Raw genomic sequence first — 12,858 nt, 5'->3', positions numbered from 1 at the left:
TCTTGAGTTTTTTAAATATATTTAATGGATGAAAAAAAGTTTTTTAACAGCTGGAATTATAGTTTTAGTTCTTACGACACTTATAATTATAGGGTCATTTATTCTTAATCCTATTATCGAAAAACGAATCAATTCTACAATTCAAAATAACCTGACTGAACTTTACAGCCTCAATGACTTTAAAATTAATGTAAATTTACTTAAAAGATATGTAATCATTGAAGACTTTCGTCTAGAGCCCAAAAGAGAAACTGATTCAATTGAAATATTAAACTTTGAATTTGAAAAAGCAACGTTTACAGGAATTAGTTATTTAAAATTACTTTTTTCAAAAAAAATTAATTTCAATCAAGTATTCTTATCTGAAATGCATCTTGAACTACAATCAACTGAAAGCAATGGTAAAAACACAAATCCTCACCAGCTGAATCGAGTGATTGAAGTAAACCAATTTGTTATTGAAAACAGCATCATCTCAAAAGTTTCAGCTGAAAACCACGACCCCTTAGAGTTTCATATTGTGGAATTCAAGCTTTCCAATTTGAAAGTAAACAACGAGCTACTTTCACAAAAAATTCCTTTTGAGTTTGAGGCAATTGAGGGCTCAATTTCTGGACTTAAATATCAATTAAACGATTTTGATCTTCTCAAATTTGAGGAATTAATGATTCAGAATGAAAACATTACTATTTCAAATTTTTCTATAAAAACCAAGTATTCAAGAGATGAGCTTTCTCAAAATATACAAAAAGAAAGAGACCACTTTGATCTTTTTATTTCAACTATTGATTTAAAGGAATATGCTATTTCAGAACGCCAAGACAGTATACTTTTTAGTTTGAAAAAAGCAGCTATTAAAAATACAGACTTTAAAGTTTATAGGGATAAATTGGTAACAGATAATCCTTCTATCAAGCCTTTATATAGTAAATCATTGCGCGAACTTCCATTATTACTTTCGGTTGACACAGTCTTAATTGAAAATACTGCCATTGTATATGAAGAAAAAATTCATTCTAAAAGAGCTCCCGGTGTGATTCAGTTTTCTGAATTGAATGCTGAAATTGTTGATTTTTCCAACACCTACAGTCTAGGAGAAAAGAAAACCACCATCGATATTTCTACTAATTTCATGAGGGAAACCCCTTTAACTATTTCCTGGAACTTTGATGTTCAAAGTACCAAGGATGTATTTCAAATTCAAGGTGAAATTGGAAATTTACAAGCTTCCAAGATGAATGCTTTTACAGTTTCAAACCTCAACATGGAAACTGAAGGTGAGCTATTAAAAACATATTTCAATATCAACGGAAACAATCATCAATCTACTATTGATTTCAGAATTAATTATGAAAACTTCAAAGTGGATTTATTAAACAATGAACAAAAGATTAACAAATTTCTTTCAACAGTTGCAAATGTATTTGTCAAAAAAAACACGGATTCAAAAGATGATGCTTTCAAAGAAGTTCAAGCTCAGGTTGAACGTAAAAGAGACAAATCGGTTTTTAATTATTTGTGGATAAATATTGAAGCCGGGCTAAAAAAGGTGATGCTTAAAATTTAATTACTGCTCTATTCTATTGATTGTGCTTCAAATGAAGTCAGTTCCGCCTCAAAAAAACCTACTGTAACTTCTATGGGGTTGCAACACACCTCACAATCTTCAACATAAGTTTGTAGTTTTACAGAGGTGTCAAGCAGCATAGAAATTTCTTCCCAGCAATAAGGACATTGGAAAAAGTGTTCATACATACTTAAAAAGCTATATCAAGAAGCTTGCCGGTGAGCTGCAATAATTCCAACTCGGCCAGCTTAGCTTCATATTTTGCTAGGTTTTTATTGGTTTGTGCATTAATTAAATTAATCTGTGATTGTCGAAGTTCCAAAGAAGATATTTGCCCCAGTTTATAGCGTTCATTTGAGCGTTCAAAATTGCTGTTTGCTGTTGTTACGTTTTGCTGTTGCAACTCATAAATTTTTTTCCGGTTTTCATAATTGCCTTTTGCATTTGCTATATTTCGGTTGACTTCAACTTGCAATTGATTTTTGAGCAATTGGCTATTTTCCAATTGGATTTTAGTGTTTTTGGTATTGACAATTCCCCTCCCACCATCAAAAAAGTCCCAGGTTAAGTTTAGTCCGGCACTAAAACCTGTGGTTGTATTGGATGCTGAAAAATTGGTTGCCGGAAAATTTCCTTCGTTCCAACCATAAGAACCCGTTAACCCAAGAGAAGGTAAAAACACTGATTTACTCGCTTTCCTTACATAATCACTTATAAGTACATTTTGTTCAGCTTGAAGAAGCCTTACATTGTTTTGAGCGGCTTCATTTATGTAATTTTCTATCTCGAGCGGACTTAAAAATTGAATTATAGTATCAATCTGAAATTGCTGTTCCAAATCTCTGTTTATAACTACATTTAAATCGCGTTTAGCATTAGTTAATGCCTGTTTGGCATTCATTACACTAACACTGTCGGTAGTGATATCAACTTTAGCATTGAGTACTTCCAGTTGTGTATTTTGTCCGTATTCAAACTGATACTCGGCTCTTTTTAATCGTTCTTTAGTATTCTCAAGAGTTTCTTCAAGTACGCCTAAATTTTCAGTGAGGCGTGCCACTTCAAAATAAACAGAAAACAACTGCAGTATGGTAATCTCTATGCCTTCTCTAGCTTCTAGTTCACTTAAATTGTATTGTTCCTTGAGGCTTTTATAATTATAATGTCTGCCCAAGCCATCAAACAAAGTAACGTTTAAATTGATTGAAGCATTGTAACGGTCAGTTTCAGCACCGGTAACTTCGCTGCTAGTGCCATCTTGAAAAGTTGCTTTTTGATCATCAATAGAGTATTGAGCACCGGCTAAACCGGTCAACGACGGCAAATAACCTGAGTTTAAAATCCGGGCATTATTTTTGGCTACTAACACCTCGTTTTTTACAACTTGAATTCCAAAGTTGTTTTCAAGCGTTAATTGAATGGCCTCCTGCTTTGTTAACAACTCCTGTGCTTGTATTTGCATACAAACACCTGTTAAAAAGAATGCAATTAAAAATTTAATCATACTGTTCATCAATTTCTTTTTCTTTGATGGCTCGTTCAACATCTTCTTTATTGATTTTCTTTCCGGTGGCCAACCAAAAAGTGCCGGTTTTAATTTGGTTACTGATTGTTAAAAACAGGGGTAATAAAAATAAGGTCAAAACAGTTGCAATTCCAATTCCATAAGCAATTGAGATGGCCATAGGTTTTAAAAACTGCGCCTGTCTACTCTTTTCAAGCAATAATGGAGCAAGACCTGCAATGGTTGTTAATGAAGTTAAAAAGATGGCTCTGAAACGCGACCGGCCAGCCTCATAGAGTGCTTTGTCAAAATCCAACCCTTCTTTTAAAAATGAATTGAATTTGGTAATTAATACCAGTCCATCATTCACCATAATACCAATGAGAGCAATAATACCCATTGCACTCAACATATTTACCGGAAATCCGTGAAACCAGTGTCCCCAGGCTACACCAATTACACTAAACGGGATGAGTAACAACAACAACAAGGGTTGACTGTAGCTTCTGAATGTAAATGCTATTGTTGCATAAATCAAAAATAAAATAATGGGAATAATTGAAGATGCAGACTTTGTTAGTTTCTGTCCTTCTCTGTTTTGTCCTTCATAGGAAACAGAAACTGTACTGTATTTTGAAAGTATCTGTGGGATGATACCTTCCTGAATTTCAAATAAGATTTCAGTAGCACTATCATTGGGGTTTTCCAGGTCGGCGTTGACTTGAATTTCTCTTTTTCCATCCAGATGCCTGATAGATTCATCTCCGCGTTCAATTGTATAGGATGCAATTTCACCAAATGGAACCCGCTCACCGGTTGGAGTGACAATACGCATCGCATTCAAGTCGTTGATTGAAGATCTTCCTTCACGGTCATAGCGCACCCAGACCCTGACTTCATCTTGTCCTCTTTGAAAGCGTTGCGCTTGTGCTCCAAAAAATCCGGATCTAATTTGCTGCATAACATCATTCAAAGTAAGGCCTAAAGCATAGGCACTTTGATTCAAAACCACCCTGATTTCTTTAATGCCTTGTGGATCTGTATCTGTTACATCTTTTAGTCTGGGGTCATTCTCAAAATGAACTTTTAATTCTTCTTTAGCCGCTTTTAACTCTTCTGTATTATTACCCAAAAAAGCAACAGAAACCGGAGAGCCTCCAAAACTACCTCCCGAGCCAAAAGTGAGCTGCTCAACACCATAAACCGGACCTACCGCATCGCGGATAGCTGCTGTAATTTCCGGTGATGAAAAGTCACGGTCTTCACCGGGCAGTAAGTTGATGTTCAAAGACGCTTTGTTATTTCCCGGACCTACTCTTTTAATAATGTTTTGAACAACTTGTAAATTCCCTGTTTGTTTCTTTGTAAATTCTTCATTGACTTCCCAAGCTTTAGTTTCAACATAAGAAATGATGGAATCGGTTGTTGCCGGATTGACCCCTTCACTCATCAATAAATTTACTGAAACACGGTCACTGGCTATACTAGGGAAAATAGTGACTTTGATGATTCCACCCATGATTGAGGCGACAGTCAACATCAAAACCGCAACTATAACAGCCAATGACAAAAAGTTGTTTTTCAAAATAAAAGCAAGCACAGGGCTATAAAATTTATCCCTTAAAAAACGCATACTTTGATCTCCCAGCTTATTGAGGACTCTGAGTTTGCCAAAAAATTTGTCAATCCTACTTTTTGATTCTTCCTGTTCCTTTTTTCTAACCAATGCTTTTGAATGTGCAATATGGGCAGGCAAAATGATGAATGCTTCAACTAATGAAACTATCAAGGTCAATATTACAATTACAGATACCTCTGCATAAAATTTTCCGATGCGGCTGTCGAGAAACTGAAAGGTTAAAAACGCCAAGACTGTAGTGATAATCGCAGACAAAATGGGCGGTACTACTTCAAGGGTTCCATCAATGGCAGCTCTTATGGGGCCTTTTCCTTTTTCATAGTGCTGATAGATGTTTTCAGAAATAACAATCCCGTCATCAACTAAAATTCCGATAACTATAATCATTCCAAAAAGTGAAAGTATATTGATAGTTACTCCAAAAAAGGGTGCAAACATAAACATTCCCATAAAAGCAATAGGTAATCCAAAAGCAACCCAAAATGCCACTCTGGTGTTCAGGAAAAAAGAAAGAAAAAACAGCACGAGTAAAATACCCATGGCGCCGTTTTCAACCAATATTTGTGTACGTTGGTTGAGCGATATCGAAGAATCATTTACTACATCAAGCCTGATGTTGTTGTTTTTTTGATTAAATTCTTCTATGTATTGATTGACATTGGCCGCTGTTGAGATTAAATCTTCATCATTTGTGTTGCTGATTGTAATGTTTACAGAAAGATTTCCGTTAAAAAAAGTAGCATTAGGGGTTTCTGAAAACCGGTCTCTAACCGATGCCACATCTTTCAATCTGATTATTGTTCCGGAAGCATCAGAACGCACAACGATATTGTCTAATTCATCTGCATAATAACCTCTGTTGTTTGCTCTTATTAAATAATCTTCTACATTGGTTTTAATCGTTCCTCCGGTAGTAAAAATATTCGCTCCTCTAACTGCCTGTGCTACTTCCTGAAATGTGAGGTTGTAAGCAAGCAAATCGTTTTCTCTAACTGCAATTTCTATTTCCTCTTCAGGATAACCGGTAACTTCAATTTGTGATATGCCTGGAATTACCCGCAAATCATTTTCTATGCTCCTTGCAATTTGCTTGAGTGTTGCCAGGGGAATATTCTCGCCACTCACAGCAAAACTTATTGTTTCCCTAACCGGCACTTGTTTTGAAACAACCAGCGGCTCCATATCTGCCGGAAATGTAGGAACTCTGTCTACGGCATTTTTAACTTCGGCCAGAATCACGTCAATATTTTCGCCTCGTTCTGTTTCAATAGTAATAGAACCACCACTTTCACGGGCGGTTGAAGTAACACGCTCAATGCCTTCAAGACCTTTTAAGTTGTCTTCAATTTTGATGATGATACCTTCTTCTATTTCCTGAGGTGCAGCTGCCGGATAAGCTATGTTAATATTGATAATTTCTGAATCAACAAGGGGGAAAAAGGATGATTTTAAACTACTTATTCCAAAAATTCCAAAAATAATGAATGCAAAAATCACAACGTTTACCGCAACACTGTATTTGATAAAGTATTCAATTAATTTTCGCATTGCCGGTCCTTTTAATTTGTGATTTGATTGGATGAATCATTAATAATAACTGGTTGCCCTTCAAAAGCACCGGGCAAAACTTCACGCAAAATAACCGTATTGTCTGGTATTCCTTTTACTACAACTTCTTTGTCTGTTGAATACACAAGCTCGACATCGAGGAGTTGTAATTTATCGTCATTAACAAAGTAAATTTGTGACTCATTAACAATTAGTTTTCTAGCAATTTGATACGCATTGTTTTCTTCACGGGCTTCAAGTCGAGCTTCAAGAAACATGCCTTCTCTAATGTTTTCGCCTTTCACAGTTACAAATACTTTTACTGTTTGTGTGTTTTGATCAATTCGTGCATTGATTCGGCTTATCATGCCTTGATATTCTTTGGTTTTATCAATACTTGATAACTGAACTGTTTTTCCTGTTTCAAGAAAGTCTATAAAATTTTTGGGGACCGCTACTTCCATTTCAAATACCTCGGGATTAATAAATTCACCTAATTTTTGTCCGGGTCTTATCAAACTGCCTTTGGTTACCAAAGCTTCGGTTAAAATTCCTGCAAAAGGTGCCCTGATATTAAATTTCGTGAGTCGTTCTTCTCTGTTTTTGATATCAAAATAGGTGGTGGTGATGTTTCTGCCGGTGATGAAATATTTTTCCTGCTCGTTTCTTGCTTCCGGTAGTGGTGGAGTTGTTTTTTTAATATCAAAATCACTTAAATAACGTTGCCACTTCTGAAAAGATTCAGGATAATCCAGTCGCAAATCGGGCATCATTGCAGTTATCAAATTATAGAGATTGCTCCTTGCAGACTGCACTGAAGCCTCATATTCTGAAGAATTGATTTGAAGCAATAATTCTCCTCTATTGTATTGTTGGCCGGGTTTAAAATCACGTGAACTGTTTAAAAAAAGCCCTTCTACTTCGGCATAAATCTCCAGTCTGTTTTTAGCCATTAAGGTGCCGGTGGCAGGAACAATAATAGGAATTTTTGTGTTTTGAACTGTGTCTACAAAAACTGTTTTTAATATTTTTTCAGGGGCCTCTTCTATCTTTTTTTCTACGTTGGCAATACTACGTGCCCAAAAGAAGGCTGCTACTAAAATAAGCACTCCCAGTGCAATTAAAATAATTCTTCGCATCAATTTGAAAACTAAAGTGGTTAGAGGTTTACAAATCTATTCTATTGAAATGGTAAACAAGGTTAAATAATTCCTAAAATAGGGATGGTTGTTAAATGTTTTCAAGTGATTCCTGAACAGTTTCCCACTCTGTTAATTTGTGCTCCAACTCAGCTTTCTTTTTCTCATAAACACTAAAAAAGTCTTTATTTGAAGCGTGTTTTTCATAATCTGAAGCGAGGTCAACATCCATCTTTTTGATTTCTGTTTCCAGTTTTTGGATGTTTGACTCCAGATTGCTCAACTTATTTTTTAGAGACTTTTCCTTTTTTTGATCACGGTATTCCTGTTTGTTTGTGCTTTCTTTGGGTGATTTTTTCTCAACTGTAGCCAATTCAGCTTCACGCATTGAGCTTATTTTTCGCTGTTCAAGATAGAAATCAATGTCTCCCAGATATTCTTTTATTTTTTTATCTTTAAATTCATAGACTTTATCACAGAGCCCTTGTAAAAAGTCACGATCATGGGATACAAGAATAAGTGATCCTTCAAAACTATTCAAAGATTCTTTCAGTACATTTTTAGATTTTATATCCAGGTGATTTGTTGGTTCATCCATTACGAGGACATTTAAAGGCTGAAGAAGTAATTTTGCCAAAGCAAGGCGATTGCGTTCTCCTCCGGAAAGTACTCTAACAAACTTTTCAACTTCTTCTCCCCTGAATAAAAAAGAACCCAGAATATCCCTTACTTTACTTCTATTAGATTCATTGGCTGCGTTGATCATAGTATCTAGCACGGTCAGATTTCCATCAAGGTAATCAGCCTGATTTTGTGCGAAATAACCGATCTGAACATTATGGCCTAATTTGACGGTACCACCATGGGGTATTTCACCTACAATAATTTTTGCTAAGGTTGATTTACCCTGACCATTTTGTCCAACAAAAGCCGTTTTTACACCACGTTCAATTATTAAATTCACTTTTTCCAGCACATGATTATCACCATAGTTTTTAGAAACATTTTGAGCTTCTATAATCACTTTTCCGGGTTGAACTGAAATTGGAAAACGCACATTCATTACTGCATTATCATCTTCATCTACTTCAATGCGATCAACTTTATCTAATTTTTTTATAAGAGATTGTGCCATAGAAGCTTTTGAAGCCTTCGCCCTGAATTTTTCGATTAATCGCTCGGTTTGCTGAATTTGTTTTTCTTGGTTTTTTTGTGAAGCAAGCTGTTGTTCACGCAGTTCTTTTCGCAAAACCAAATATTTTGAATAGGGTTTGTTGTAATCATAAATCCTGCCCAAGGAAATTTCAATTGTTCTGTTGGTCACATTATCCAGAAACATTTTATCATGGGAAACGATCATTACGGCACCAGTATAGTTGTTTAAAAAGCTTTCAAGCCAAATGATAGACTCAATGTCCAAATGGTTTGTAGGCTCATCAAGCAGCAAAATATCATTGTTTTGAAGTAAAAGTTTTGCCAATTCAATTCTCATACGCCAGCCGCCTGAAAATTCTTCGGTTTTTTTGTTGAATTCTTCTCTTTTAAAACCCAATCCCTGAAGAATTTTTTCGGTGTCCCCTTGATAGTTATAACCTCCTAAAATTTCAAATTGATGGGTGAGATCACTTATAGCCACCATCAAATCATGATACCCTTCAGATTCATAATCTGTTCTGGTGGCAAGTTGATGGTTTATTTCATCCATTTTAGTTTCGGTCGATTTGATTTCTTCAAACGCCTGGTAGGCTTCTTCCAGCACAGTTCTGCCCTCTTCAAAATCGATGTCCTGCTTTAAAAAACCAATTTTAATCTTCTTATCTGAAGCAATTTCTCCGGTATCCGGCTGCATTTCTTTTGCCAGTATTTTTAGCATTGTTGACTTTCCTGCACCATTTTTACCAACTAGACCCACGCGGTCACCGGGCTTTAACTGAAATGAAATTTCTTCAAACAGATTTTCTCCCTGAAATGCAACCGATAAATTATAAACGTTCAACATGAATGTAACCTTTGTGACAAATAATTGTGCAAAGATGCTTAATTTTGTGTTGTTAAAAAAATTGAATTTGCTATGTTAAAAGGCACTAAAGCTTACAGCATTTTTACAGGAACTTGCCCTGTTTGTCAAAATGAATCGATGTATGAAGAGTCAAACCCTTACAAGATTTCAAAAATATTCAACATGCATAATAGATGCAGTCATTGCAACACAAAATACAAGATAGAACCTTCTTTTTTTTATGGTGCCATGTATGTAAGTTATGCTGTTGGAGTCGCTTTTGCCGTAGCAGCGTTTATTATTTCTTATGTTTTTTTTGGAGGGGGCTTGATGACTTCCTTTATTGCTATTGTGGGTACTCTCGTCGTTTTAATGCCAGTAATCATGAGGCTTTCGCGAAATATTTGGATTAATCTATTTATGCACTACGACAAAGAGAAAGCTTCAAAATCACAAAAATCGCTCGATTGAAATTTCCTTATCAAGGGGAATTGATTTTTCAATAAAATCATAAAGATTTACTGCAACAGTGGGAGCAATCAAAACACCACGACTGCCCAAACCATTTAAAACAAATACATTTTCAAATTCGGGGTGGCATCCTAACAGTGGCTTTCTGTCTTTTGTTGTGGGACGAATTCCTGCTTGATGTTTTACAATTTTAAAATCACATTTTAAAAATCTGTTCAATTTTTTCAGTAATTCTGTACGTGCTTCTTCTGTTGGTGTTGTTGTTTTGTCAAAAGGGTTATAGGTTGCTCCCACACGGAATTGATTGTCACCGTCAGGTATGATAAAAACACCTGATTTGATAATTGAATCAAGATTTAATTGCTCAGCCTTGATTGTTATGAGCTCGCCTTTGTTTCCTGTTAGGGGTAAAAAATTAAAATAAGGGTTGTTGATTAATCCATATCCCTCGGCAAAAACAATTTTTGAGGCAGAAATATTCCCGTATTCAATGGTCTTGTTTATGATTAATTCTTCATACTCAAAAGGAGACTCAATAAGTGTATGCTCCTTTATCATTTTATTTTTATATGCTTTTATTAATAAGCTTGTATCCACACGACCACTTTGATATACTTCACCAAAGCCAAACGGCGCTTCGATGTGTGTGTTAGTATTTCGGTGAATCTGCTTTGCAATAAATGGATCCAGGCCGGGTTTATCAGAGACTTCAAACCAACGGTTTTGTTCTTCTACAGAGGCAAACAATCTAAAAACAGGAGTAGTATAAACTAGCTTTATTCCCAGATTATGTTCTAGTTTTTTATAATAGGGAATTGCTGTTTTAAGCTGCATTTCAGCATTCCAGGCCGGGGTAAATCGCTTTAGTATTACCGGATTATACAAGCCACCAGCAACTGTCGAAGAAGTATTATGCCCGCTGTCAATCACTACAAAGCTTTTATTGTTGGCAAGCAGTTGCTCGCAAAATGCAATTCCGGCAAGGCCTAAGCCAACAACGATATAATCAACTTTCATCTTACTAAAATAAAAAAACTCCCGACAAAATGCGGGAGTTTTAAAGTGTTTATAGCTCTAAAAGAATTAATAATTCCAAAGGTCAATTTCTATGTTTCTGATTACCTCTTTAATTCTGTCAGATTCTAATAACTGCATTAAAGCATTATCATTTATGTAATCTCTTACTTCACGGTCACCATACTCATTGTCTTCTTTATAAATCACACCGCTAAAACGTCTTGAGTTGAGCATGTGATCAAAAGAAATGGGCATAGACGTATTCAACCTGTTGAAGGCTTTGGCTTCATGAAGAACCTCACGGGCTTCCGGGAAAAACACCCAAAAGAGTTCAACCATCGTAGAGTTTTCATCATCAATAAAATTCACATCAGGAGCTACGGGTGCAATACCAATTAATCGGTATTTTAGTTCACCCAATCGCTTATCAACGTACCAGTAACCTCGAACGCGGTATTCTTCAATATCGGCCGCAGTGATGTCTCTTCTGTCTATGTACTGAGCGTCTAGTGCTTCACCGGCATTTAACTGAGCAATACCTGCATCGGTAGTATCAACTCTTGAAAGAGTTGCCTCAATATCTGCCAGTTCTCTTTTTTCTGTAAAATATGAATCTGTGTAAATGTTTGGGATTCTTCCGTTTTTGATGTTTTTCAACAAAACATCATAAAGTGATCTGCGTTCAGGGCCAATGTTATTGGTATCGATTGGATAATAGAGTGGAAAGTTCATCCTTTCGTCCAAATCAATAATTTCCCAAACGGTTTTTGCCCAAAGCACATCGCGCTTATTAACGTAGCCATAAGACAATGGTTCATCATTATCATAGGCTATTTCAGCTTCGGTTTTTTGGTTAATATCTTCAGGGGTTTTGGCATTTAACAAATTTGTTTGCGCAAAACTACTTGTGGATATCAGCGTAGCAACCAGGATTATTAAAAAAGATTTCAGATTCATAAAGTTTAGTATTATTAATTTGTAAGCTCAATAAATACAGGAGATATTTTTTGTAAACGATATCCTGATGCCCCTGCAAGGTTTGCAGTGATATCAAAGACTTGTACAGTTTCTCCTCTTCCAGCTCTTCTTAAGGTGTTTTTAGCAGCTTCATTCAATCTACTTCCATTCACAACCACTGTAGGTTGACCGGGCACATTGAATTTGAATCCTGTAACATTTAAGCCAATTTCAAAATCAAAATCAGGAATCATGGCTCCAATTGTTGAAATTTCCAACGCGTTACGTTGCATTTTTATCAAACCGTCTTCACCTCTAACAGTTCCAACAGGTCGTGGGATGTCTTTGATTCGGAAGGTAGCTCTTGAAGGGTAGCTCTCTCCATCAATTGTTCCTGTTACATTAATTGTCACTTCTCTTCCTTGAACTGAAGTCACATCCATCATATAGCTACTACCTGAAACTTGTCTTAGTCCAGATGCTCTAGCCGTAATGTTATCATCACTCACTCCAGCCATTGAAATTGTCATTGGGTTTTGAACACCACGATACACAACATTCATCTTATCAGCTGAAATTACAGCATCTGTTGGCTTTGAAATAGTTGTAAAGCTTAAATCGACAGGAACTTCTGTTTCTTCTCCACTTTCTTCAAAAACTAATTTACCACCAATTTTATGTTCTCCGGCAGAACCTGCATTTACATTTAAAACAACCCTTCCTCCTTCGATTGAATATTCATCTTCAGAAAGTGATCTTCCATCCAATGTAAGTTCAACTCTATTGGGTCTTGTGGTCTCATCAGTTCTACCTAGGACCACTGCTCCGTCAAAGGTGTCTCCCTGAAAGTAAGCAGAACGACTTGATTGAAGTAAGGTTCCATAATTGGTCATCGCTACTGCCGCTGTTAACTCCCCTTCAAGCATTGTTGATAAGATTTCACTATTGGTAGTTTTTACATCAGCTTGAATTTGGGTTAATTTTGTTAGCGAAGCAATCATAGGAAAGCCTTCAAAA

At 36.0% G+C, this 12,858-nt stretch carries 10 protein-coding genes; 2 read left to right on the top strand and 8 right to left on the bottom strand.

The genetic code is table 11. The features are described from left to right. The first annotated feature begins 28 nt into the window (after positions 1–28). The gene (locus AACY61_RS01860; protein ID WP_339609638.1) at positions 29–1,567 is read left to right on the top strand and encodes a hypothetical protein; all 1,539 of its coding nucleotides are present in this window, start codon (positions 29–31) and stop codon (positions 1,565–1,567) included. Positions 1,568–1,575: 8 nt separating this feature from the next. On the opposite strand, the gene AACY61_RS01855 is transcribed toward AACY61_RS01860, so the two are convergent. The 5 genes from AACY61_RS01855 to AACY61_RS01835 all read right to left on the bottom strand — a co-directional run bounded on the left by AACY61_RS01855 (position 1,576) and on the right by AACY61_RS01835 (position 9,396). Beyond that, positions 1,576–1,755 carry a CPXCG motif-containing cysteine-rich protein gene (locus tag AACY61_RS01855; protein WP_339609636.1) on the bottom strand — a complete coding sequence of 60 codons (180 nt, stop codon included), beginning with the start codon at positions 1,753–1,755 and terminating at the stop codon, positions 1,576–1,578. A gap of 2 nt (positions 1,756–1,757) precedes the next feature. After that, positions 1,758–3,029 (bottom strand): TolC family protein, encoded by a 1,272-nt coding sequence (locus tag AACY61_RS01850; RefSeq protein ID WP_339609634.1) that lies wholly within the window; start codon positions 3,027–3,029, stop codon positions 1,758–1,760. A 34-nt stretch (positions 3,030–3,063) separates the two neighbouring features. Further along, positions 3,064–6,258: an efflux RND transporter permease subunit gene (locus tag AACY61_RS01845; protein ID WP_339609632.1), complete on the bottom strand. Its 3,195-nt coding sequence runs from the start codon at positions 6,256–6,258 to the stop codon at positions 3,064–3,066. A gap of 11 nt (positions 6,259–6,269) precedes the next feature. After that, positions 6,270–7,397 carry an HlyD family efflux transporter periplasmic adaptor subunit gene (locus tag AACY61_RS01840; protein WP_339609630.1) on the bottom strand — a complete coding sequence of 376 codons (1,128 nt, stop codon included), beginning with the start codon at positions 7,395–7,397 and terminating at the stop codon, positions 6,270–6,272. Positions 7,398–7,488: 91 nt separating this feature from the next. After that, entirely contained in the window at positions 7,489–9,396 is a 1,908-nt protein-coding gene (locus AACY61_RS01835) for an ABC-F family ATP-binding cassette domain-containing protein (protein ID WP_339609628.1), read from the bottom strand. 72 nt (positions 9,397–9,468) lie between these two features. Here AACY61_RS01835 and AACY61_RS01830 point away from each other — a divergent pair, with 72 nt between their 5' ends. Continuing rightward, complete coding sequence (locus tag AACY61_RS01830; RefSeq protein WP_339609626.1) at positions 9,469–9,867, top strand: DUF983 domain-containing protein; 399 nt, start codon at positions 9,469–9,471, stop codon at positions 9,865–9,867. Here AACY61_RS01830 and AACY61_RS01825 read toward each other — a convergent pair. The 3 genes from AACY61_RS01825 to AACY61_RS01815 form a co-directional block, all read right to left on the bottom strand. After that, positions 9,847–10,884: an FAD-dependent oxidoreductase gene (locus tag AACY61_RS01825; protein WP_339609624.1), complete on the bottom strand. Its 1,038-nt coding sequence runs from the start codon at positions 10,882–10,884 to the stop codon at positions 9,847–9,849. The genes AACY61_RS01830 and AACY61_RS01825 overlap by 21 nt on opposite strands. A gap of 66 nt (positions 10,885–10,950) precedes the next feature. Beyond that, the gene (gene gldN / locus AACY61_RS01820) at positions 10,951–11,841 is read right to left on the bottom strand and encodes a gliding motility protein GldN (RefSeq protein WP_339609622.1); all 891 of its coding nucleotides are present in this window, start codon (positions 11,839–11,841) and stop codon (positions 10,951–10,953) included. A 14-nt stretch (positions 11,842–11,855) separates the two neighbouring features. Then, a partial coding sequence (locus AACY61_RS01815; protein WP_339609620.1) for a GldM family protein occupies positions 11,856–12,858 on the bottom strand: 1,003 nt, incomplete at its 5' end.

The sequence above is a fragment of the uncultured Planktosalinus sp. genome (assembly GCF_963973675.1).
Lineage (GTDB): Bacteria > Bacteroidota > Bacteroidia > Flavobacteriales > Flavobacteriaceae > Planktosalinus.
The sequence above is the reverse complement of the archived record's forward strand: the minus strand, read 5'-3'. Positions and strand labels throughout refer to the sequence as shown.